This window comes from Streptomyces sp. NRRL WC-3605 (assembly GCF_001509795.1).
GTDB lineage: Bacteria > Actinomycetota > Actinomycetes > Streptomycetales > Streptomycetaceae > Streptomyces > Streptomyces viridochromogenes.
The window spans coordinates 24605-47621 of record NZ_LLZN01000046.1; the positions used below are offsets into that span (position 1 = coordinate 24605).

General features: G+C 69.2%; 20 protein-coding genes, 1 tRNA gene and 2 pseudogenes. 15 read left to right on the forward strand and 8 right to left on the reverse strand.

Going from position 1 to position 23017, the window contains the following annotated elements; translation table 11 throughout:
- Positions 1-268: 268 nt before the first annotated feature.
- The 3 genes from ADL34_RS11825 to ADL34_RS34760 all read right to left on the reverse strand — a co-directional run bounded on the left by ADL34_RS11825 (position 269) and on the right by ADL34_RS34760 (position 2314).
- Positions 269-646: a hypothetical protein gene (locus ADL34_RS11825; RefSeq protein WP_234374997.1), complete on the reverse strand. Its 378-nt coding sequence runs from the start codon at positions 644-646 to the stop codon at positions 269-271.
- 436 nt (positions 647-1082) lie between these two features.
- A complete protein-coding gene (locus ADL34_RS36075; RefSeq protein WP_159038914.1) occupies positions 1083-1802 on the reverse strand; it encodes a hypothetical protein in 720 nt (239 codons plus the stop codon).
- Between the two features lie 5 nt (positions 1803-1807).
- Complete coding sequence (locus ADL34_RS34760; RefSeq protein ID WP_079034070.1) at positions 1808-2314, reverse strand: transposase; 507 nt, start codon at positions 2312-2314, stop codon at positions 1808-1810.
- Between the two features lie 113 nt (positions 2315-2427).
- Here ADL34_RS34760 and ADL34_RS11830 point away from each other — a divergent pair.
- From ADL34_RS11830 to ADL34_RS11845, 4 genes and pseudogenes are all read left to right on the forward strand, one after another.
- Positions 2428-2809: pseudogene (locus ADL34_RS11830) on the forward strand (tyrosine-type recombinase/integrase); the annotation flags it as partial.
- Positions 2810-3176: 367 nt separating this feature from the next.
- Positions 3177-4267: pseudogene (locus ADL34_RS11835) on the forward strand (IS630 family transposase).
- A gap of 246 nt (positions 4268-4513) precedes the next feature.
- Positions 4514-5041 (forward strand): toll/interleukin-1 receptor domain-containing protein, encoded by a 528-nt coding sequence (locus ADL34_RS11840; RefSeq protein ID WP_234374998.1) that lies wholly within the window; start codon positions 4514-4516, stop codon positions 5039-5041.
- Between the two features lie 323 nt (positions 5042-5364).
- The gene (locus ADL34_RS11845; RefSeq protein WP_062666144.1) at positions 5365-5631 is read left to right on the forward strand and encodes a DUF6959 family protein; all 267 of its coding nucleotides are present in this window, start codon (positions 5365-5367) and stop codon (positions 5629-5631) included.
- A gap of 160 nt (positions 5632-5791) precedes the next feature.
- On the opposite strand, the gene ADL34_RS11850 is transcribed toward ADL34_RS11845, so the two are convergent.
- Positions 5792-6217 carry a hypothetical protein gene (locus tag ADL34_RS11850; RefSeq protein WP_199835559.1) on the reverse strand — a complete coding sequence of 142 codons (426 nt, stop codon included), beginning with the start codon at positions 6215-6217 and terminating at the stop codon, positions 5792-5794.
- 424 nt (positions 6218-6641) lie between these two features.
- On the opposite strand from ADL34_RS11850, the gene ADL34_RS34765 reads away from it, so the two are divergent.
- The 3 genes from ADL34_RS34765 (at position 6642) to ADL34_RS11855 (ending at position 8458) form a co-directional block, all read left to right on the forward strand.
- On the forward strand, positions 6642-7178 hold the full coding sequence (locus ADL34_RS34765; protein ID WP_079034067.1) for a GTP pyrophosphokinase: 537 nt from the start codon (positions 6642-6644) through the stop codon (positions 7176-7178).
- Positions 7175-7609 (forward strand): hypothetical protein, encoded by a 435-nt coding sequence (locus tag ADL34_RS36080; protein ID WP_159038915.1) that lies wholly within the window; start codon positions 7175-7177, stop codon positions 7607-7609. The genes ADL34_RS34765 and ADL34_RS36080 overlap by 4 nt, the downstream gene beginning before the upstream one ends.
- A gap of 354 nt (positions 7610-7963) precedes the next feature.
- The gene (locus ADL34_RS11855) at positions 7964-8458 is read left to right on the forward strand and encodes a hypothetical protein (RefSeq protein WP_234374999.1); all 495 of its coding nucleotides are present in this window, start codon (positions 7964-7966) and stop codon (positions 8456-8458) included.
- A 182-nt stretch (positions 8459-8640) separates the two neighbouring features.
- On the opposite strand, the gene ADL34_RS11860 is transcribed toward ADL34_RS11855, so the two are convergent.
- A tRNA-Arg gene (locus tag ADL34_RS11860) sits at positions 8641-8713 on the reverse strand.
- A gap of 321 nt (positions 8714-9034) precedes the next feature.
- Between ADL34_RS11860 and ADL34_RS11865 the strand changes: the two genes are divergently transcribed.
- The 7 genes from ADL34_RS11865 (at position 9035) to ADL34_RS11895 (ending at position 18489) form a co-directional block, all read left to right on the forward strand.
- The gene (locus ADL34_RS11865) at positions 9035-10642 is read left to right on the forward strand and encodes a dynamin family protein (protein WP_062666146.1); all 1608 of its coding nucleotides are present in this window, start codon (positions 9035-9037) and stop codon (positions 10640-10642) included.
- Positions 10643-10645: 3 nt separating this feature from the next.
- Positions 10646-12889 carry a YfjP family GTPase gene (locus tag ADL34_RS11870; RefSeq protein WP_062666148.1) on the forward strand — a complete coding sequence of 748 codons (2244 nt, stop codon included), beginning with the start codon at positions 10646-10648 and terminating at the stop codon, positions 12887-12889.
- Between the two features lie 285 nt (positions 12890-13174).
- Positions 13175-13642, forward strand: coding sequence for a single-stranded DNA-binding protein (locus tag ADL34_RS11875; RefSeq protein WP_062666150.1), 468 nt, complete (start codon positions 13175-13177; stop codon positions 13640-13642).
- 261 nt (positions 13643-13903) lie between these two features.
- Entirely contained in the window at positions 13904-15322 is a 1419-nt protein-coding gene (locus ADL34_RS11880; protein WP_062739786.1) for a Cys-Gln thioester bond-forming surface protein, read from the forward strand.
- Positions 15323-15700: 378 nt separating this feature from the next.
- Complete coding sequence (gene ettA / locus ADL34_RS11885) at positions 15701-17365, forward strand: energy-dependent translational throttle protein EttA (protein ID WP_062666154.1); 1665 nt, start codon at positions 15701-15703, stop codon at positions 17363-17365.
- 6 nt (positions 17366-17371) lie between these two features.
- The gene (locus tag ADL34_RS11890; RefSeq protein WP_062666156.1) at positions 17372-17800 is read left to right on the forward strand and encodes an acyl-CoA thioesterase; all 429 of its coding nucleotides are present in this window, start codon (positions 17372-17374) and stop codon (positions 17798-17800) included.
- Positions 17797-18489 (forward strand): hypothetical protein, encoded by a 693-nt coding sequence (locus ADL34_RS11895; RefSeq protein WP_062666158.1) that lies wholly within the window; start codon positions 17797-17799, stop codon positions 18487-18489. Before ADL34_RS11890 ends, ADL34_RS11895 begins: the two co-directional genes overlap by 4 nt.
- A gap of 51 nt (positions 18490-18540) precedes the next feature.
- Here the strand turns inward: ADL34_RS11895 and ADL34_RS11900 are convergent, their stop codons facing one another.
- The gene (locus tag ADL34_RS11900) at positions 18541-18954 is read right to left on the reverse strand and encodes a globin (protein WP_062666160.1); all 414 of its coding nucleotides are present in this window, start codon (positions 18952-18954) and stop codon (positions 18541-18543) included.
- Between the two features lie 101 nt (positions 18955-19055).
- Between ADL34_RS11900 and ADL34_RS11905 the strand changes: the two genes are divergently transcribed.
- The gene (locus ADL34_RS11905) at positions 19056-20069 is read left to right on the forward strand and encodes a methyltransferase domain-containing protein (protein ID WP_062666162.1); all 1014 of its coding nucleotides are present in this window, start codon (positions 19056-19058) and stop codon (positions 20067-20069) included.
- 76 nt (positions 20070-20145) lie between these two features.
- Here ADL34_RS11905 and ADL34_RS11910 read toward each other — a convergent pair whose 3' ends face one another.
- A complete protein-coding gene (locus ADL34_RS11910; protein ID WP_062666164.1) occupies positions 20146-21498 on the reverse strand; it encodes an FHA domain-containing protein in 1353 nt (450 codons plus the stop codon).
- 94 nt (positions 21499-21592) lie between these two features.
- Positions 21593-22933 carry a VWA domain-containing protein gene (locus ADL34_RS11915; RefSeq protein WP_062666166.1) on the reverse strand — a complete coding sequence of 447 codons (1341 nt, stop codon included), beginning with the start codon at positions 22931-22933 and terminating at the stop codon, positions 21593-21595.
- Positions 22934-23017: the final 84 nt, after the last annotated feature.

Below are 23017 nucleotides of genomic sequence, written 5' to 3' on the forward strand. Positions count from 1 at the left end.
CACGGACTGGCAGAGGCCGCGAGTGTCAGGGGAGATCGGCATACGATGAGGATGGTGCGTCCAGGGCTGTAGGACAACGAAGATTCGTCGCTGGCCACCACAACCTGGACTGTGCCACGCGACCTCTTCGTCTCGAAGCAACTTGGATGGGGGCTCTGCCCTGGGCTGGTGTGACCCTCACCTGCGCTGATGGTCCGTAGGCGTCCGCAGTTGTCCGCCGGTGTTCGTCGGCGTTGTCACGCAGTTAGACACTCAGTGCTGCGGCATGTCAGCTGCGGGCTAAGCGACTTGGCCAGGGGCGCCCATCGGGAGACTGGTCCGCATGCCGCCCCGCTCGAACGAAGTCGGCGTACTCGTCCTGGACCATGCCTTCGTTGACCCACCTCCCCGGCACTGCGCCCGTGGCCTCTTTGGCAGCAGTCAGTGCGTTAGACGGTTCCTCAGCCGTGGCAACGAGTCGGCCGAACTCCTCTTCGTCCTGGTCGGCGGCGAATGGTGGGAACTCCACCAGGTCGAAGGACCTCTCATGGCCGACGTCCTCAACGGTATGGAGGTAGACCTCATACGACGCCTTCGTTGGGCGGACCTCGACGTAGCTGACTCCGATCCGACCTGGAGCACCTACCGGACCGAGGAACTGTTCCACCGGACGACCTCGCTTCAGCGCCCCAGCAATGGCAGCCTCCGTCAGGTATCGCACCCTGCAAAGCCTACCCAGCACGCCTGGCCTGCGGTGCTGGCCAACCTCTCAGCTTGGGAAGCTGTGGGCATTTGGGGCCGGTTCGGGCTCTGATCAGGGCGGATGGCCGTTGAGCGGTATCGTCGGGCTGGCCACTTTCACCGTGATTCCCCCCTGTTCCCCGCTCGATCTGGTGCGCTTGTGGTGCGAGCCGCACGGAGCAACGGTCGAACTCGCGGGGACTGTTGTCAGTGCTCACGGCTAGGGTCGCAAGCGCGGCTGGTTCCAGAGGTGTCCAGCTCAACAGAGCAGCTGCATCCCCGACTCTGTCTGGGCGGCCCGGGTACGGCATGGGATCTAAGCGACGTCAGGGCAGTCCCACATGTTCAGTCGGCCCGAGGTGCTATCGCATGTCGGTATCGCGGCTAAAGATGGTCCAGTGCCAAGAGTCCCCGTGGTAGTCGGTGTCGAACTCGGTCACCTCGATCCATCCTGCCTTCCATTGCCCTTGACCGTGATACTTCGCTCGACATGAGCACTGACAGTCGGGCCGTGCTGCGTGACGGCAGGCCCCGTTGCACTTCTCGATCGGGTTGAACTCACGCCCAAGCATGATCACCTGGTCATAGCGCAGCAGGTGACGAGCCAGCTCTAGGAAGTGACGGGTAGGCACACTCCAGCAGCCCCGCTCCTCGTTCCACCTTAGGCCGTGTGTGCTCGGCAGGAAGCGGCCGATGAAACGCCGCTGTTCCCCTCGGGTCTTGCCTGGGAGCCACACATCTGCCGGGCCCGAGCCGGGAAGCATGACGGCCACGTAGAGGCGACCTTCGTACATGGGGAGCAAATCAGGCGCTGGAACCGGGTCGTCATCGTAGGGGTTCATGGCGCGGCGAACAGTGTCGTGGGTGGCTCGAAGCTGTTGGCTGCGACGGTTGGCCTTCCTCGCCCAGTTGAGCTGGTAGTGCTCTAACTCTTCGCCCCTCAGCCAGCGGACCTGGGCGGACTCACGGTAGGACGCAGGACACAGAGAAGAAGAGAAGCCCTCTCTCCAATGCGGGATGATGATCCCGCTCCTGAGTTGGACGACCTGGCGGCAGTAACCGCATATGGGTGCGGTATTCAAGATGCCTAACCTTCCGGCACGGCGGAAGTGGCCAGCCACCCCCTACTGCCACTTAGATATACCAACGCGGGGTCTGACCGCGGGGTACCGACGTGAAAAGATCTACCCCCATCGTGTTTCTGTGCGGGAGCGGTGGCCGCGCTCAACGGTTCCGACGGAGCAAAGCTGTCTGCCTTGTGCGGTGTTCCTAACGACTGTCGGGGCGGCCCGCCACCGTGTTCCTGGTCTGCTGCAAGCCCTAGGTCCGCGAACGCGCGGGTACGAAAGTGAGCGAGCACCACTATTCCTGCGGCACTGGGGACTGCCCAGATGTAGTCGGCTGATGCCAGACGCTGCTTCTTGATGTGCCGGGCCAGGACGGTGGTTTGCGTCCGGAGGATCTGGTGATGGGGGGCGGATCCGGCGTAGGCCTTCAGGGCGCGTGGGCCGGTGAAGCGGGTGTGGTCGTCGCCGAGTTCCGCCAGGACGCGGCCGCCGGTGACGAGGCCGAGGCCGGGGAAGCGGGTGATGATCTCGGCGTCCTAGTGGGTGGCGAAGGCGGCAGTGGTGGCTGCTTCCAAGTCCTCGGCACTGCTGCAGGCCACGTCGAACTGCCGCAGCAGCGCCAGTGTTTGGTGCCCATGCCTTGGCCGCTCTCTGCATCGAACCCCTGTAATGGCACCGCCTGCGGCAGGCGGACGCTCCCGCCAAGGCCGGGGAGAGCTGGCAGGAATCGAACTACGTCTTCACCATCCGGGCCGGTCGCCCGGTCGAGCCGCGGAATGTCTACCGGGTCCTTCACCCGCGTCGTCCGCCAGCCTCCGTGTGATCCGGCTGCACGGCGCTCGCCATGGAACGCCACCTTGCTCACGGCGACCGGAGCCGCGCCCCGCGTTGTGGTGGAGATCCTCGGGCACAGCCAGATCAGCTTCACGATGGACGTCTACACCCACGTCGTCCAGGACACGCAGCGCGAAGCCATGAGCCACATGGACCGTCTGCTCAGGAGACGCCCCATCCGCGAGTGACCGCCCCCGTTGATATCAGAAGTGGATGTCAGAGGCCCCGGACCATGATCGGTCCGGGGCCTCTTGGCCGGTGCCCCCGGTGTGACCTCCGTCCGGCGTTACGAAGCTGGCGCCGGTCAAGAATCGGATCTCGACCTCGGCCCATCCTCCGTGGCCTGCATCTCCCCCTTGGAGGCCGTTAGTTTCGACGTTCACTCGGAGCGCAGATGCTCCCAGAACTCACCCAGTGCGGAAGCCATGCCAACACCGTAGGTCTGTGTGGGAGCGGCAGCTCGGGATGTCGCGGCAGGGCCTTCGGTGACCAGCCATCTTTCATCCCGATAACGCAACCTAGTGACCTGAGTCAGAGATTCGTCGTTAGTCGGGCATGAGTCGTCCGGGGCCGAAGATTCCGCCGTTGTCGGTCACTGATGCCCAGCGGGCTGTGCTGGAAGGCTGGTTCGGCGCCGGACGACGGCCCAGGCGTTGGCTCAGAGGTCGCGGATCGTGCTGGAGTGCGCTGAGGGGCACTCGATCATGGAGGTGTCGCGCCGGCTGCGGATCGCTCCGGACACGGTCCGCACCTGGCGGCGCCGGTTCATCGAGCGCGGCCTGGACGGCTTGTGCGACGACCCCATGCCCGGCGTCCCGAGGAAGATCACCGACGCCGACGTCGAACGGGTGATCATCAAGACGCTGGAGGAGAAGCCGAAGAACGCCACCCACTGGTCGACCAGGTCGATGGCCGCGGCCACCGGCATGTCGCAGTCGGCGATCTCGCGGATCTGGCGGGCGTTCGCCCTGGCGCCGCATCGGTCGCAGACGTTCAAGCTGTCGACCGATCCGTTGTTCATCGACAAGGTCCGCGACGTCGTCGGTCTGTATCTAGATCCGCCGGAGAAGGCGCTCGTGCTCTGCGTGGACGAGAAGTCGCAGATCCAGGCCCTGGACCGCTCCCAGCCGGTCCTGCCGATGATGCCCGGTGTTCCGGAGCGCCGCAGCCATGACTATGTCCGGGCCGGCACCACGACCCTGTTCGCCGCCCTCGAAGTCGCCACCGGCAAGGTCATCGGCTCTCTCCACCGCCGCCACCGGGCGGCGGAGTTCAGGAAGTTCCTGGGCAAGCTCGACAAGGAAGTCCCGGACGACCTGCGGATTCACCTGATCCTGGACAACTACGCGACCCACAAGACACCCGACATCAAGAAGTCGCTGCTGGCTCACCCGCGGTTCCATCTGCACTTCACGCCGACCAGCGCGTCCTGGCTGAACCTGGTCGAGCGGTGGTTCGCCGAGCTGACCCAGAAGAAGCTCAAGCGCGGCGTCCACCGCTCGGTCCAGGCCCTCGAACGCGACATCCGAGCCTGGCTCACCGACTGGAACGAGCACCCAATGCCGTTCGTCTGGACGAAGACCGCCGACGAGATCCTCGACAAAGTCGCCGCATACTGCCGACGAATCTCTGACTCAGGTCACTAGCCGCAGTCACACGAATACCATGCGGCTATGAGTCGTTGTACGGCCCCACGCCAGGGGCACCGGACCGCCAGCGGACGTGCGGCGTGCCCCGCATGCGGCGGCGGAGGCTACGGGTACTCATCGCCCCGGCCCTACTACCCGCCGCCGGTTTACACGTTGCGGAGCAGTGGAGGGGGCGGCGCGACCAGTGGGAGCAGCTCCAGTACCGGCAGAACGCGGGCGCCTTGGTCCCCGAGTACCTCTTCCATGATTTACACGCCTGCCGAGGTGAAGGGGTTGGCTCCTGTTCGCGACGCGGCCGTGTTGCGCGCGCGTCAACAGCCAGACCTTCGCGATGTCTTCCTCTGCCACGCATGGGATGACCGGCGTGGTGCTGCCAAGGAGTTGTGCGGCCTACTGGAAGCAGAGGGCGTTTCGGTCTGGTTCAGTGAGAAGGACATCGCGCTCGGCCTACCGTTCATGCGGGAAATCGACAGGGGCCTGGCGAGGTCGCGTACGGGTCTCGTCCTGGTCACCCCTGCGCTACTGAGACGCCTCGAGCGCGGTGGCGTCTCTGACAAGGAACTCTCGGAGCTCCTTGCGCGTGACCTGCTGCTCCCTGTTATCCACGAGACGACCTACGGCGAACTCCGTGACGTTAGCCCCTTGCTGGCATCTCGAAACGGGTTGGACACGGCGGATGATTCGATGGCAGTAATTGCCACCAAGATTGCCGAGCTGGTTGCCGTTGATGACGACCAGCTCGATGCGAACTACGGGCGGGACGGTCGCTGAGCTCAGTCGGTCGTCCGGGGCCAATGTCGGTCGGCTGCGGTTACGGTGGTTGCTGTGCTTCGCTGTACAGCACCCGAGCCGGCGCTTAGAAGATGCGGGCAAGCCTTGGTAGGTCAATCCGATCGGCCTATGCCGGCGCCGTGCTGGGCTGCTGAGTGTCGCTGCCGTCAGCGATGCTGCCCTGTGACCACCGCATTAGGAGTTCGATCCATCGGCCACCCTGGAGCTTCAACGCGCTCGCCCGTCCGGCGTGTTCGGTCGCTCAAGGCTGCCTGTGTACGCCGTCGTTGATGTCGGGTGGTGATGTCAGGTTGGATGGTGTGATGGAGCGCGTTGAGGCAGAGCTGTTCACTGATGGTGGCAACGATGCTGTGGTTCGCCTGCCCGGCCGGAAGTTCCCGGGTGTGCTGATGCAGGGCGACTCCCTTCACATCCTTCGTAGTGACCTGGCCGAGGTGGTGGAAGCGTGCGAGCGGGGCGACCTGGCCGAAGCGCGGGACTCAGCCGGCCTGCTCCTGGTGGGCCTCGACGCTCTGCTGACGCGTTACGAGGACGCACTGCAGCAGCACGAGATCCCTCGGCCGTACTGATTAGCGGGGTCATGACCTCTTCGTCCCGAAGCAACTTAGGTGGGGGCTCGACCTTGTGATGGTGCGCCTGTCACCTGCTGCGATGGTCCGCAGATGTGTGCAGGTGTCCGCCGCTGTTTGTCGGCGTTGTCACGCAGTTAGACACTCAGAGTGCTTGATCTCAGGCGACCGCTGGACCAGCTCCATGACGTTCATAGAGCTGCTTCACTTGCTTGACCCAGAAGCCGAACTTCTCATCGGCCGACGCGCTCATGGGCAGAAGCTGGAGTTCCTTGGCCAACTGATAGAAGCCGGAGCCAGCGTCGTTGGCACCCAGGTAGTTCACTAGGGCCGAGAGCATGACAGGCGGGTCTGAGGGCGCGACCTCCTGGTCTCGTTCCACGATCAGCCCGAGCAGATGCCCCATCGCGGCCCGTTCGTCAGCACGCTCGAAGTCGAACGGACGGCAGCCTGTTCGCCTGGCCAGAGTCACGTTGAGCTCGGTGTACGAGGTGAGTTTGCCCAGCTTCGCTCGCTCGATGAGGAAGCCACGACCGGCATGTACCAGCTCTTCCCATTCACTGTCCGCGCGGCCGTATCCAGTCATCCCGCCCCCTGAGCTACATCCATCTGTGAGCGGGAACGTACAGCGCCGGCGCAGTGCCCACAATCACTCGATGGACTGAGCACTGCAGCTCGGTGCCAGGGCGAGAAACACCCCATCTTGCCTGAGGTCCACCCTCGGGTGGTAACCCGTATCGGCGCGGGCCCGTGACCTGGGCGTTCGCGGTTGACGACAGTGGCTCGACTGTCACTGCCGGGTGTCACCGAGTGGCCTCGGGAGCCTCGGACGGCCCAGGGACGGCCCGGGATCCCGATCACGTCCGCCACGTCACCGTGGACCCAGCCGCATCCACAGCGCCCTGAAAGGGTGATCGATAGACTCTGCACGGCGGGGGTCGGCCCGAGCCACAACAGCGCTTTAGCCATTTCTTGCCGGTCAGTGGCGCACAGACCCTAGGGTGTCATACATGAGGAACCGTCAGGAGCTGACCGCGGCATTCAATTCCATGCTGGGCAGATATACCGACCTTTGCGGCGAAGTCAGCTATTCCCTAGAACAGGGCATTAATGTCGCCGGAGTAAAGATTCACTCTGTATCCAGCCGCCCTAAAACGCTGGAAAGCTTCCTCGGAAAAGTGGATCGCAAAAAATACACCGAGCCATTTACGCAGTGCGAGGATCTCGCGGCTGCTCGCGTGGTCTGCCTCTTCATGTCAGACTTGGACCGAATCCGCGCCGTGATCGAAAGCCTATTTCAGGTCATTAGTCGCCAAGATAAGGTCCAAGATGGCGATGCCGCCACGTTCGGATACATGTCTCAACATTACATCTGCAAGCTTTCAGACGGGCATTCGGGCCCCCGTTATGACCACATCTCAGATTTGAAGTTTGAGATCCAAGTCCGCACCATCCTGATGGACGCTGGGCCAATATTTCACATTACCTTTCCTATAAAAACGAGGACAGCATCCCTCAGGATGTCACCAGAGATTTCCATGCCATGAGCGGCCTGCTGTACGTGGCAGATCGCCAGTTCGAAACGCTCGCGCGCGCATCCTCGCAGTACGCGGCAAGCGCGGAGAACGACATCGTGCACTCAGGTCAGACCGTATCAGAAATTAACGCCGATACAGTTGCGGCATTGCTCATGAAGCTATTCGGAGATCGCGAAGAAAGCGACGCATACGACATCTCTGACTTCGTTCAAGAGGTCGTCAGTTTCGGATATGCGGATCTCGGGACCCTGAGTGCGGATATTGAAGCCGGGCTAGCAGCTGCCCTGGAGGATGAATCGGAAGATCCTCCCATCGCCCAACCTGGAGAAACAGATAATGGCCTCTACTCGCGAGTAGGGCTCGCTCGAACGAGTTTGAAGCTCAGCAAACCTGAATACTACCAACTGCTGCGCGACAAGTGGGATTCGATGAATTTGTAGAGTGACCGACGCAGCTTGACGCGTAGGTCGGCGGAGCGGCTTTGGGCTGGAGCTGCTTTGGGGCGAGTGATCATGGCCCCTTAAGCTTCCGGCGAGTCGGGCAGTCTGTGGACCTGCCCGTTAAAGCACGACGTTGGGGCCATGATCTTAGAGGCTCGCCCCAAAGTGGCTGCCTAAAGCCGTGGAGCCGACCGCCCCAGCCACAGAGGGTGTCTCCTACCTTCTGCCCGCAGCCGCCGAGCGCGCCGCCGGGCGCGGCCAGCCGGGGCGAAGACAGGAGGCAGGCCGCGCCGCAGAGGCGGCGCGCGCCCGCGCCGTGCGCGGGCCGAGGCTGACGATCAGTGGTGCGAACTGATGATCCACACGGCGACTCCGGAAGTCGGGAAGCAGTGGACCGACACAGGAGAGATCCACGAGGAGCGCGACCTCAAGGGCCGGGCCGAGGGGGACACGCGTACCGTGCCGGGTCATCCCGCGCTGACTCGAATTCTGCGGCAGCACATCGAGGACGAGGGACTCAAGCCGGGTGATCTCCTGTTCCAGGGGGAGAACGGCGGCATCCTGGCGGGTTCCGTCATTCGCCGGGCCTGGCGGAGTGCTCGCAGGGCGACACTGCCTCCCCACGTCTTCGAGTCGCCGACCGGTAAGCGCGTGTACGACAACCGGCACACTCGCCTGACCAAGTGGCTCAACGACGGGGTTCCGCCCGCTCAGGTGGCCGAGTGGGCCGGGAACAGCGTGCCTGTGCTGCTCGCCACCTACGCACGATGCGTCGAAGGGCAGCTTCCGGACCTGAAGAGGCGGCTCGAAGCCGCAGGGGATCTGCCCGACCTGCCCGGCGCCGACTGAGCCGTCCGCCGGCGTAGGACTTCGACACGTATTCGACACAGCGACCCGCAGAAACCCGGTGACAGCCGGACAGCCCCGGAGTCTCCCCATGATCGGCAGGGGAGTGCCCGGGGCTTCGTCATGTCGGGCTGTACCTGCTCTGAACAGCAAAAACGCCCTCCCGAGGGAGGGCGGAGACTGGGCGCCCCCGGCAGGACTCGAACCTGCGGCCAAGCGCTTAGAAGGCGCCTGCTCTATCCACTGAGCTACGGGGGCCGGTTGTGGTGGCCTCGTTCGTGGTGCCCGGGTGTGGGCCGTTCCGTGACGTTGCCGGGGACAAGGATAGGGCTCCCGCATCCGTGTCCCTGTCGCTTCGCCTCCGTGGCTCGATGTGGAGGTTCGGTGAAGCGGTCCTGATAATCGCAGGCAGGTACGAATCGTGCACTGCTTTTGGCCTCTCGCGCACCGGGTGTTGTGCACTCGTTATGCCTGGACTATGCCTCTGTCCCGGTCGTCCCTTCCGTCCCTTGTGTCCTATCGGCACGCAGACATGGCCATATGCTTCAGAAATCCCCTAAAATTGGGCATTCTTCGCATGTGGTGACCTTGGACGTACGGCCTCAGTTGCTCGACGCACTTTCCGCCCTGCGCGACCGTGTCGCGGCCGCACGCTTCCCGCTGCCCCTGGCAGGGGCGCCACGCGCGCGTGCCAACCGTGACGAACTGCTCGCCCAGCTCGACGACTATCTGGTGCCCCGCCTCAAAGAGCCCGAAGCGCCGCTCCTGGCCGTGGTGGGCGGGTCCACCGGCGCCGGCAAGTCGACACTCGTCAACTCCCTCGTGGGCCGGCGCGTGACCGAAGCGGGGGTGTTGCGACCGACGACACGCACCCCGGTGCTGGTCTGCCATCCGGAGGACCATCACTGGTTCAGCGGAATGCGTGTCCTACCCGACCTCACGCGCGTGTGGGCCCCCGAACAGGATCCGGCCGAGGAGCTGATGCCGCCCGGTGAGGAGGCCGAGCGCGTCCTGCGGATCGAGACCGCGGACACGCTCCCGGCCGGCCTCGCCCTCCTCGACGCGCCCGACATCGACTCCCTGATCGCGGACAACCGCGCCCTGGCCGCCGAGCTCATCTGCGCGGCCGACATCTGGATCATGGTGACGACGGCCGCCCGGTACGCCGACGCCGTGCCGTGGCACCTGCTGCGCACGGCCAAGGAGTACGACGCCACCCTCGTGACCGTCCTGGACCGAGTCCCCCACCAGGTCGTCTCCGAGGTGTCCCGGCAGTACGGCGCCCTGCTCACCAAGGCCGGACTGGGCGAGGTGCCGCGCTTCACCGTCCCGGAACTGCCCGAGTCGGCGTGGGGCGGCGGACTGCTCCCGGCGACCGCCGTGGCATCGCTGCGCTCCTGGCTCACCCATCAGGTCCAGGACCCGGCGGCCAGGACGCACGCCATGGCCCGTACGGCCAACGGCCTGCTCGACTCCCTCAAGGCCCGCATGCCCGAGCTGGCCGGTGCCGCCGCCGCCCAGTACGCCGCCTCACTCCGGCTGACGGGCGCGGTCGACGCCGCGTACGACAGCGAGTACGCACGCGTGCGTGGCCGGCTCCAGGCCGGTGCCGTGCTCGCCGGCGACGCCCTGAAGCGGTGGCGGGCCTTCCCCCTCGACTGCACCGCGGGGGAACTCCTCGACTCGCTGGTCGAGAGCCTCAGCACCCTGCTGTTGTGCGCCGTCACCGCCGCCGACGAGCGCGTCGACGACGCCTGGCGGCGTGAACCGGCGGCTGCCACGCCCGAGCTGACGGTCCGGGACCCCCGGCCCGAGAGCGTGGAGCACCGCATCGGCGTGGCGGTACGGCGATGGCGCCGGGAGCTGGAGGAGTACGCCGAGGACGAGGTCGCCGAGCTCGACCGCAGCGTCGCCCCGGACCCCGAGGTCGTCACGGCGCTCGTCGCCACGGCACTGCTCGGCGGGCGGCGGGCACGCTCCGCCGGGGAGGGGCTCGCCGAGCGGATCGGGGCCCACGGGGCGCTGCGGCTCCGCGACCGTGCCGGACGGCTGCTCAACGAGCACCTGGACCGGGTCATGCTCAGCGAACGTGAGCGCCGGCTCGCCCCCCTCGACGCCCTGGAGGTCCATCCCGACCCCCAGGCCGAACTCATCGCCGCGTTGTCCGTACTGCAGAAGGAGAGGTGACCGGTGACTGCCGTCACTGACCAGGACCACACGGAACACGCCGATCAGCAGGAGGACGGCGGCCGCGGCGTCCCCGGAGACAGCGCCCGGCGCGGGGGCTCTCCGGCGGACGGCCTCCCGGCGGGAGGTGTGCGCGCGGTGGACCAGCCCGGTGCGGACGACGCCGTCGGCCACGAGACGGAGCGGCGCAAGCTCTGGAGGAAGCCCCCGAAGCGGGAGGTCCCGGCGGGCGGCGGGCCCGCCGACGACGGCCACACGCGTGTGGCGGCCGACAGCGATCCCGCGCGCGGGACCGCCGCCGAGGCACGGAGTCGTACCGCCGCCGACACGCCGGCGCCCGACGACGCCTCCGGCCACCCCGTCGGCGTACCCGAGCCGGGAGGTCGGCAGGAGGCGGAGACGAGGCCCGCGCGGGGCGGTGGGGAAGCGGGGGAGGGCGGCGGCCCGTCCCGTCGTACCGCCGCCGGTGGCGGATCCTCTTCGGCGCCCGCGCCGGCCGACGGCTCCTCGGCCGACACGTCCTCCGGTGGTACGGAGTCCTCGACGCCCTGGGACGACGGGCTGATCGCGCGGCGTGTGAACGAGACGACCGCCGCGGAGCAGACCGCGATCGTGGAGCCCCGCGTGTCCGTGGCGCCGCACGCCGTGACGCCGCTCGCCTACGACGGCCCGCTGCGCTCCCGGCTCGACGCGCTGCGCGAACTCGTCGGTCTGTCGCGTACGCGGCTCGACCACCGGACGCTGTCCGAGGCCGGACGGGTCCTCGACGAGGCGGCCGCCCGGCGCAGGCTGTCCGGGCAGCACACGGTCGTCGCCATCGCGGGCGCCACCGGCAGCGGCAAGTCCCAGCTGTTCAACGCCCTCGCCGGCGTCACGATCTCCGAGACCGGCGTACGGCGGCCGACGACCGCCTCGCCGCTCGCCTGCAGCTGGAGCGACGGCGCGGCGGGGCTCATCGACCGCCTCGGCATTCCGCCCCGGCTGCGCCGCCGGCCGGCGCAGAACGCGGCGGCGGACGGCCAGCTGCGCGGACTGGTGCTGGTGGACCTGCCGGACCACGACTCGGCTGCCGTCCAGCACCGGGAGCAGGTCGACCGGGTGCTCGGACTCGTGGACGCGGTCATCTGGGTGGTCGACCCGGAGAAGTACGCGGACGCGATCCTGCACGAGCGCTATCTGAGGCCCATGGCGGGACACGCCGAGATCATGTTCGTCGTCCTGAACCAGATCGACCGGCTGCCCGGGGAGGCGACCGACCAGGTCCTCGACGATCTGCGGCGGCTCCTCGACGAGGACGGCATCGCACTCGGCGAGCACGGCGAGCCGGGTGCCGTCGTCCTGGCGCTGTCCGCGCTGACCGGGGAGGGCGTCGGCGATCTGCGGGAGGCGCTCGGGCAGTTCGTGGCCGAACGCGGTGCCGCGGCGCGCCGGATCGCCGCCGACGTGGACTCCGCGGGGCTGCGGCTGCGGCCCGTGTACGCGGCGAGCCGGCGGACGGGGCTCAGCGAGGAGGCGCGGGACGAGTTCTCCGCCCGGCTCGCCGACGCCATCGGCGCGACCGCGGCGGGGGAAGCCGCCGAGCGGGCGTGGCTGCGCCACGCCAACCGTGCCTGCGGGACGCCCTGGCTGCGGCTGTGGCGGTGGTACCAGGACCGGGGCGAGTCGACGACCGGACGGCTGTCCCCCCGTGTGCAGGCGGACGAGGAGGCTACGGCGCGCCAGCGGGTCGAGCAGGCGGTGCGGACGGTGGCGGAGCAGGCCTCGGCCGGGCTGCCCACGCCGTGGGCGCAGGCGGTGCGGGAGGCCGCCGTACGCGGCGCCCAGGGACTGCCCGAGGCGCTGGACGACCTGGGGGCGCGGGCCGGACTGCCGCCCGGGCGGCCGCCGCGGCCGGGCTGGTGGCCGGCGGCCGTGCTGGTGCAGGCGTCGATGACGGTCCTCCAGGTCCTCGGCGGGCTCTGGCTGGGGGCGCAGATCATCGGCGTCATGGCGCCCAACCTGGGTGTGCCGGTGCTGCTGATGGTGGCCGGCATCATCGGCGGGCCGCTCGTCGAGTGGGGGTGCCGGATGGCGGCCCGAGGGCCCGCGCGGCGCTACGGCCAGGAGGCGGAACGGCGGCTGCGGGAGGCGGCGGCCGGGTGCGGGCGTGCCCGGGTGCTGGATCCGGTGGCGGCGGAGCTGCTGCGGTACCGGGAGGTCCGGGAGCAGTACGGGAGGGTGATGGGGGTGGGGTCACCGGCGAGGTGACGCGGCTGAGCGGACCGATGGTGGCGTGAGGGTCACCCACACGAGTGCCGGAGATATCCACAGGTCCGGCCATGGTCCACAGGGCTCAGCGGGCTCGGCCCGACGGAGGCAGTCTGGCTCCGCGGCGATCGCGACGGACGAGTTCGGTCGCGATCGGCCGCGGCGCCGGCCGCGCACCCCGGATGTACGGGGCGCTGCGGCCGGCAGGCCGGACGCAGCCGTACGGGACGGGCCCGTACGCGTTTCGGCCCGGCGCACAGGGGCCGGGCCGGGGAGGGGTTCGAGATGAACGAGACGATCATCTGCGCGGTGGGCAACGTGGCGACGCAGCCGGTGTACCGGGAGCTGCCGACGGGGCCGTCGGCGCGGTTCAGGCTGGCGGTGACCTCGCGGTACCTGGACCGCGCGAAGAACGAGTGGACCGACGGACACACCAACTTCTTCACGGTGTGGGCGAATCGGCAGCTCGCCACGAACGCGGCCGCGTCGCTGAACGTGGGGGACCCGGTCGTGGTGCAGGGCCGGCTGAAGGTGCGGTCGGACGTGCGCGACGGGCAGAGCTGGATGTCGGCGGACCTGGAGGCGACGGCGATCGGACACGATCTCGCGCGGGGCACCTCGGCGTTCCGGCGGGCGTCCAGGCCCGAGCCGGGCGCCGCCGCCGCGACCGCGCAGCCGGAACCGGAGTGGGAGACACCGCCGTCCGCGGTGCCGGAGAGTCAACAGGCGGAAGACACCGTCGCGGTGACGTGAGGTCAGTCACAGGCCCGAGCTGACCGGACTGCGGCTTATCGGCGAATGCGCGCCGAACGACCCCGGTGGATTTGTCGATAAGCCCTGCCCGCAATGGATCTTGGCGATAACGATTACGAGTCGGATCGGCCGTCCGGAGGGATCCCGGGGAAGCGTGGTGCGCCGCGTACCTAGGATGCCGGGCATAGCTCACGGGGCTTCTGATTCTGCTGGTGGGACCGTACCCCCCACGTCAACGGGTCCTGCTCGAAGGGGAATTTAGTGTTTGCTGCGTTCTCCGCGCTGTCGGTGCGCGGGCGAGGGGCGGCCCGTTTCGCCGCCACGACCCTGGTGTCCGGACTGGTCGCCGCCTCCGTCGCGGTCGGCGCCGGCACCGCCGCGGCCGACGGTGCGACGCTGAACCAGGGCGGGGCGATCGCCACCATAGGCGGCCTGAAGACGTACGGCGCCGCGGTCGTGCACACCGACACAGGGGACCAGCAGCTCTCGGCGGGCCTGTTCGAGATGTCCGTCGACGGCGGTGGCGCCCTCCAGACGTACTGCATCGACATCCACAACCCCACGCAGCGCGACGCGAGATACCACGAGACCCCGTGGAGCAGCACCTCCTTGGGCGCCAACAAGGACGCGGGCAGGATCCGCTGGATCCTGCGGAACTCCTACCCGCAGGTGAACGATCTCGCCGCGCTGGCCGGCCGGGCCGGGGTGGACGGTGTCCTCACCCAGCAGGACGCGGCGGCCGGCACGCAGGTCGCCATCTGGCGCTACTCGGACGGCGTGGACGTCGAGGCCGTGGACCCGCAGGCCGAGCGGCTCGCGGACTATCTGGAGGCGAACGCGCGGAACACGGCCGAACCCCGCGCGTCCCTGACGCTCGACCCGCCCGCGGTCTCCGGTCACCCCGGTGAGCGGCTCGGCCCGGTGACGGTGCGCACGGACGCGGCCAGCGTGTCCGTGGCCCCGCCCGCGGACGCCGCGACCAGCGGTGTGCGGATCGTGGACCGGGACGGCCGGGCCGTCACCTCGGCCGTGGACGGCAGCCAGCTGTTCTTCGACGTCCCCGCGGACGCCGCGGCCGGCCAGGCGGAGCTGACCGTGCAGGCCTCGACGACCGTGCCGGTCGGACGTGCCCTGGCCGCGGACAACCGCAGTCAGACGCAGATCCTCGCCGGTTCCAGCGAGTCGACCGTCTCGGCGACGGCGAGCGCGACCTGGGCGAAGACCGGAGCCATACCGGCGCTGTCCGCGGTGGAGAACTGCGACAAGGGCGGCGTGGACATCACCGCGTCCAACAAGGGCACCGAGGCGTTCACCTTCGAACTGCTCGGGATCGAGTACACCATCGCGGCCGGTGAGTCGCGCACGGTGACGGTCCCGCTGCAGGAGGACCAGGCGTACGACTTCACGATCCAGGGGCCGGGCGGCTTCCAGAAGCGGTTCGCGGGCGTGCTGGACTGCATGACGCGGGCCGGCGAGGCCGACGCGGCGGGCAGCACCACCCAGACCCTGAGCGAGCCCAGCCCCGTCACGGTCGGCTCCCCGTCCGACGACACCAACCTCGCCGCGACCGGCGGCTCGGACATGACCCCGCTGATCGCGGGCCTCGCGATCGGCCTGGTCGTGATCGGCGGCGCGGTGCTCGTCATCATCCGCAAGCGGGAAGCCCGGACGCAGGGCTGAGCCCGGGTGCCGGCCTGCGCCCCCAGGGGAACGCAGGCCGGCGGACCGCCGGGCCCAGGTGGACGGGCCCTTCCGAGGACGGATGCGGCGGGTGGCCACCCCGTAGTCACAGTCACAGCGCGTCCTCAGCACACTCCAGAGGCCCCGTACACCTCACGCAGCGTGTTCTGGTCATGCGTGTTCTGGTCATGATCCCCCGGAGTCGACGGGCGTCCTACGCGGCGTGAGCGTCCGCTGTGACGGTGGGGTCGCCTGGGGCGATGGGAAATCCCCAGGTCAGCGGCGCCCCGGTATACGCGTTTCCGCACAGGGGTGGCGGTGCGGCAAGATGGGGTGTATCTGCCCACTGCCTGATTTCAAGCTGCCGGACGGTTTCTCTTGGCTGAGTTCATTTACACCATGCGCAAGGCGCGCAAAGCGCACGGCGACAAGGTGATCCTCGACGACGTCACCCTGAACTTCCTCCCTGGTGCGAAGATCGGCGTCGTCGGCCCGAACGGCGCCGGCAAGTCGACGGTTCTGAAGATCATGGCGGGCCTCGAGCAGCCGTCGAACGGTGACGCGTTCCTGTCTCCCGGCTACACCGTGGGCATCCTCCTGCAGGAGCCCCCGCTGAACGAGGAGAAGACCGTCCTGGAGAACGTCCAGGAGGGTGTCGCCGAGATCAAGGGGAAGCTCGACCGCTTCAACGAGATCGCCGAGCAGATGGCGACCGACTACTCGGACGCGCTGCTGGAGGAGATGGGCAAGCTCCAGGAGGAGCTCGACCACGCCAACGCCTGGGACCTCGACGCCCAGCTGGAGCAGGCCATGGACGCCCTGGGCTGCCCGCCCGGCGACTGGCCGGTCGTCAACCTCTCCGGTGGTGAGAAGCGCCGCGTCGCGCTGTGCAAGCTGCTGCTCGAGGCGCCCGACCTGCTGCTCCTCGACGAGCCCACCAACCACCTCGACGCCGAGTCGGTGAACTGGCTGGAGCAGCACCTCGCCAAGTACGAGGGCACCGTCGTGGCCGTGACCCACGACCGGTACTTCCTGGACAACGTCGCGGGCTGGATCTGCGAGGTCGACCGCGGCCGTCTGCACGGCTACGAGGGCAACTACTCCAAGTACCTCGAGACCAAGCAGACCCGTCTCAAGGTCGAGGGCCAGAAGGACGCCAAGCGGGCCAAGCGCCTCAAGGAAGAGCTCGAGTGGGTGCGGTCCAACGCCAAGGGGCGCCAGGCCAAGTCCAAGGCGCGTCTGGCCCGCTACGAGGAGATGGCCGCCGAGGCCGACAAGATGCGGAAGCTGGACTTCGAGGAGATCCAGATCCCGCCGGGTCCGCGCCTGGGCAACGTCGTGGTCGAGGTCAACAACCTCACCAAGGGCTTCGGTGACAAGCTGCTCATCGACGACCTGAGCTTCACGCTGCCGCGCAACGGCATCGTCGGCGTGATCGGCCCGAACGGCGCCGGCAAGACGACGCTCTTCAAGATGATCCAGGGGTTCGAGACGCCGGACTCCGGCAGCATCAAGGTCGGCGAGACCGTCAAGATCTCGTACGTCGACCAGAGCCGCGAGAACATCGACCCGAAGAAGACGCTGTGGGCCGTCGTCTCCGACGAGCTGGACTACATCAACGTGGGGCAGGTCGAGATGCCGTCGCGGGCGTACGTCTCCGCGTTCGGCTTCAAGGGCCCGGACCAGCAGAAGCCGGCCGGTGTGCTCTCCGGCGGTGAGCGCAACCGCCTGAACCTCGCGCTCACCCTGAAGCAGGGCGGCAACCTGCTGCTCCTCGACGAGCCGACCAACGACCTCGACGTCGAGACGCTCTCCAGCCTGGAGAACGCGCTGCTGGAGTTCCCCGGCTGCGCCGTGGTCGTCTCCCACGACCGGTGGTTCCTGGACCGTGTGGCCACGCACATCCTCGCTTACGAGGGTGACTCCAAGTGGTTCTGGTTCGAGGGCAACTTCGAGTCGTACGAGAAGAACAAGATCGAGCGGCTCGGTGCGGACGCCGCCCGTCCGCACCGTGCCACCTACAAGAAGCTGACCCGGGGCTGATCGATCTTGCGGCACCTCTACCGCTGCCCGCTGCGCTGGGCGGACATGGACGCGTACGGCCACGTCAACAACGTGGTGTTCCTCCGCTATCTGGAGGAGGCCCGTATCGACTTCCTGTTCCGCCCGGAGAAGGACTTCAAGCAGGGGTCCGTGGTGGCGCGCCACGAGATCGACTACAAGCGGCAGCTCGTCCACCGGCACACCCCGGTGGACATCGAGCTGTGGGTCACGGAGATCCGGGCCGCGTCCTTCACCCTCACCTACGAGGTGAAGGACGGGGACGTGGTCTACGTCCGGGCGTCGACGGTGATCGTGCCGTTCGACTTCGAGGCGCAGCGGCCGCGCCGGATCACCGCGGAGGAGCGGGAGTTCCTCCAGGAGTACACGGACGACGGCCGGGAGAAGGCCGGCGAGGAGGAGGCCGTCGCCGCATGACGGTGCTCCAGCTCGCCGACGAGGGGGAGGCGGCGGATCTCGCGGCCTTCCTCTCCCGGCTGCTGCACTACGACCGCGGCGCCGCCGTCCGCCTCCAGGCGGCCGGTACGGCCCTCGCCGTGTTCGGGCGGCCGCCCTCCTTCGAGGTGCTGGCGATCCGCGCGGTGCGGCTGGCCAAGCCGTACGAGAACGGCCTGGACGTCACGCTGGACGTGACCGTCTCGGCCGGTGAACTGCTGGAGTGCGTCGACGAGTCGGCGGCGACGGCAGGCGTACCGGCGGCGGTCACCGGTCCGCCCTGGGCCGGGGTGCTGCCCCCGCGCGGCGGCTGGCGGCGCGAGCAGGGGCTGCCGGCGCCGGACGCGCTGCACGCCCTCGTCGGCGCGGCGGTCGCCGAGTTCCGCTCCCGCACCGGGGAGTTGCCGCCCGAGCGGCGCACCCGGGCCGAACTCGACCGCGTCGGGCGGGAGATCTGGTCCCGCACGGTCGGCGACACCGGGCTGCCGGTGCGGGCCGTGCACGCCGCGCAGTCGCTGGGCTTCCTGCGCGGCCGCGCGGGCGCGTCGCAGACCGACCAGCGGGCGATCGGGCTCTTCTCGTCGGGCGCCTGGCTCCGGCTGCGCACACCCTTCGGATCGGTCGCCGTACGACGGGCGGGACTCGGGGCGCTGGACGTGAGCGTCCGCTGATCACGGGGCCGCTGGCGCAGGCGTCCGCTGATCACGGGCACAGGGACGAGGTCAGCCAGCCGTGTTGACCATGGACGCCGCCGCGTACGTCAGGTAGTTCCACAGCGTCCGCTCGTGCTCCTCGGAGAGGCCGAGCTCGTCGACGGCGACCCGCATGTGCTTCAGCCAGGCGTCGTGGGCCGCGCGGTCCACGGCGAACGGGGCGTGGCGCATCCGCAGCCGGGGGTGGCCGCGGTTCTCGCCGTACGTGGTGGGGCCGCCCCAGTACTGGATCAGGAACAGGGTCAGACGCTCCTCGGCCGGACCCAGGTCCTCCTCGGGGTACATGGGCCGCAGCAGCGGGTCCTCGGCCACACCCTCGTAGAAGCGGTGGACGAGGCGGCGGAAGGTCTCCTCCCCGCCGACCTGCTCGTAGAAGGTCTGCTCCTGAAGCGTGCCGCGCCGAATCTCATTCACATCGTCCATGGTCTCAGACGCGGAGACGGAGGACTCCAGGCTTAGGACCAGCCGTCCCGGGCGGGCCCGGGGCGGTCGCCGCGGGGCGGCTTCCGCAGGACAGTGGACGTATGAGCGCGCAGGCTTCGGACCACGACCCGGACGACTTGGACGACTCGGCCGACCTCGACGGGCTTTCCGTCCCGGAGCGGGCCGCGCTGGTGCGCGTCATCGAGCGCAGCGGGGCGTGGGACGCCGACCCGGTGTGGCGGGACGCCTTCGAGCAGGTGCCCCGGCACCTGTTCGTGCCGTACTACTACGTCGGTGTCGCCGGCGGCTACGAGCGGCGCTGGGGCGAGAGCCCCGACCCGGCCGCGCGGACCCGCTGGATGCGCGGGGCGTACGCCGACATCCCACTGGCCACCCGGCTGCGCGACGGCGAACTCCTCTCCTCCAGCAGTCAGCCGTCCCTGATGGCGATGATGCTGGTGGCGCTGGAGGTGGCGGACGGGCACCGGGTGCTGGAGATCGGCACCGGCACCGGCTACAACGCCGCCCTGCTCGCGCACCGGCTCGGCGACGACGGCCTCGTCACCACCATCGACCTGGAGCCCGAGATCACCGAGTCGGCGCGACGGCATCTGGAGGCCGCCGGCCACCGTCCCGTCGTGGTGACGGGCGACGGGGCGCGCGGGGTGCCCGGACGCGCCCCCTTCGACCGGATCATCGCGACCTGCACACTGCCGTCCGTCCCGCGCGCCTGGCTGGACCAGTGCCGCCCCGGCGCGCGCGTCCTGACGCCGTTCGCCACCGGACTGGTCGTGCTGACCGTGGCGGACGCCGGGCACGCCGAGGGCCGCTTCCTGGCGACGCCCGCCTACTTCGTTCCGCTGCGCGGGGCGTCCCGGCCCGAGCCGGAGCCCGTCCAGGTCGGCGGGCTGCCGCGCGGCGCCCGGGACCACGAGCTGTTCCGCTTCCTGCTGGCGCTGACCCGGGGCGGCCTGGATCCCCAGGAGGCGTACGCGCTCTGGGAGCGGGAGGGCCGGCCGCCACGGGAGCGGTACGGGATCACCGTGCGCGGCGAGCGGGCGTGGGCCTGGCTGGACGATCCCGAGGGACCGTACGCCTGGCCGCTGCCCGGCTGACCCGGGTACAGGGCGAAGGGGCGGCCGTACGGCCTCCAAGCCGTACGACCGCCCCTCTAAGCGCTGGGCGCGCGAGCTAGCCGCGCCGGATCGTGATCGTCGTCCAGGCCCCGACGTGCACCCGGTCGCCGTCCTGGAGCGGGACGGGGACGAAGGGCTGGATCGGGTCCTCGGAGTTGTTCACCGTGGTGCCGTTCGTCGAGTTCTGGTCGACGACCGCCCAGGTGCCGTCCGGCTGCTGGACCAGTACCGCGTGCTGGTGCGAGACGCCCGGGTCCTCCGGCGGCACCGACAGGTCGATGTCGGGGGACTCGCCGGTGGAGTGCCGGCGGCGGCCGATGGTGACCTGGTTGCCGGTGAGCGTGCGCTGCTGCTCGGGCGAATACGCGGGCAGGTTCAGACCCGCGGCCTCCGGGCCCGACCGCTGCATCATCGCCATGAAGTACTCACGGTCCGGACCGATGGTCGCCGTCCAGGTCGCCGGCTGCTGCTGGTAGCCGGGGCCGGGCGGCGGGGCCTGGCCGGGGCCCGGCTGCGGGTAGCCGTAGCCGCCCTGTGCGGGGCCGCCAGGAGCGCCCTGCCCGGGACCGCCCGACGGAGGCGGGATCACCCAGTCGTCCCCGCCGCCGCCGAAGGACGGGCCGCCCTGCTGGGGGCGGTTGCCCTCCTGCGGGAAGCCGGGCGGGGCCTGCGGGGCCGAGGGGCCGGGACCGGCCGGGTGGAACGCCTGCGGGGCGCCGGCGCCGGGACCGGGCTGCGTGGGAGCGGGCGGCGGGGGAGCCTGCCGCGAGGGGTCGCCGAAGCCACCGGGACCGCCCGGACCGCCACCGGGGCCACCGGGACCGCCTCCGAAGCCGCCGGGTCCACCATGGCCGCCAGGACCGCCCGGTCCACCCGGTCCGCCAGGTCCGCCCTGGCCGGGTCCGGGACCGCCCGGGCCCTGCGGGTCCGCGCCGAACGGCGGGATCGGCTCGGCCGGGCGGTTCACCTGGGACGGGCGCGAGCCCTGGTAGTCGTAGGAGTCACCGCCGCCGAACGACGGCGGGGGGCCCTGCTGGAAGTGCGAGGGCAGGCCGGGGCCGCCGGGCGCCGGGGGGCGCGGGGCGGCGGGCGTGTACGAGGTCGCCGTGTTGGTCAGGAAGTTCCACCGGCACTCCTCGCAGAAGGGCGCACCGCCCTCGCGGGGCGTGCGGCACTGCGGGCAGAGCTCGGGCTCCCGGCCGCCGGGCATGGGCGGACGCCCACCCTGCTGGCCGGGGTGACCACCGGGACCGCCATGGCCGCCGGGACCGCCGGGCGGCGGGAAGCCGTAGCCGCCGGCGGGCGGGGGCGGCGGCGGAGGGGGAGGTACGGCACCGGCCATGCGGTGACCGCAGACCTCGCACCAGTCGTCGGAACCCGACTGGTGTCCGTTCGGGCAGGTCGGCATGTCGGCGCTTCCCCCTCTCCTTTCCGGTCGTTCCCGACCGGATTTCTTCCCACCCCGAGGGGCCAGGCTCGATGCTTCTACTGGGTCCTGCTGGTCACTTCTTTACACGAACAGTCTTTGTCGACCGCGTCTCGAGTGTCATCTCGTCGGCCTCCGCGACCTTCGCCTTCAGTCGCACAGTACCCGCCGCGACATCGACCACGTCCACCACCTTCGCAAGGAGTTTCGCCGTATCCGCGTTTCCGGAGGCCCCGGCGAGCTGAACGGCGCGGCCCAGTTTGGCCGTTGCTCCATCGATATCGCCCGCTTTGCGGAGATCCAGCCCTTCTTGGATGGCCTGGGCCAGTTCGGCCTGGCCGGTGTAGTGGGCGACTTGGGGGTTGATCGACGTCGAAGCGGTCATGTCGTCGGTCCATACGGCCCGTACGAGACCTTGTGCGCCCAGGTTCTGAGCACTTCCGTCCGGTTGTGGCACGACCAGGGAGACCCGGGCGGCGAGCATCTCCTGACCGAGGCCGGCCGCCGGGACCTCCACGCATACGTGGTAGTCACGGGACTCGTCGCCCCAGGAACCCGTGGGGTAGTCGCCGGCGCGCGGTCCCGCCTCGGTGCGGCGGCCGGTCAGGTCCTCGACGGTGGGCGCGACCTGCTTCACGAACCTGATCGTGGTGCCGACCGGGGTCCACACCCGCAGGGCGACGTCCGCGACCTCCTTGCCCATCGCGTTCTCCATCATCCGCGTGAAGTCGGCGGCGAGACCGGCCGGGTCGGCGACGATGTCGGCGCTGCCGAGGAGGGCGGATGCGATCGATGTGACTTCTTTCACTTCCCAGTCGGTGCCCACGCCCCGTGCGTCACACGTGAACCGCCCGGCACACGCGTCCAGCGCGGCCTTCAGGTCCTCGGCCGACTCGTGCTCGTTGCGGCCGTCGGTCAGCAGGATGCCGTGCCGGATGGCGACGTCGGCGGAGGAGAGCAGCCGGTCCGCGAGGCGCAGCCAGGTGCCGATGGCGGTGCCGCCGCCGGCGCTGAGCCTGCGCAGCGCCTGCTTGGCCTGCTCGCGGGTGGTGGCGTCGGCGACGGCGAGGCGGCCGCCGCCCGGGTACACCTCCTTGGCCACGTGGGTGCCGCCGATCACCGCGAAGTGGACGCCGTCGCGCAGGGTGTCGACGGCGGCGGCCGTGGCGTCGCGGGCGTTGCGCATCTTGGTCGGCGGATAGTCCATCGAGCCGGAGCAGTCGACCATGAGGGCGACGGCCGCGTCCGTGTCCGGTCCGGCGGAGCGGGTCGCGCCGGGCGCGCCGGCGAGGGTGCCGCCCCCCGTGGAGGTGACCGTCACGATCGCGTTGACCTCGCTGCCGCCCTCCGGCAGGTACTCGTTCTGGTACACGTCCACCGAGAACCGCGGCACGCTTGGCTTCGAAAAATTGGCCATTTCTATTCAAATCCCCCTGGACGACCCCGCACTGGGGTCATGGCTGCCGACGGACCGGTCCCCTCCGGTCCGTTGAGGCCGTCC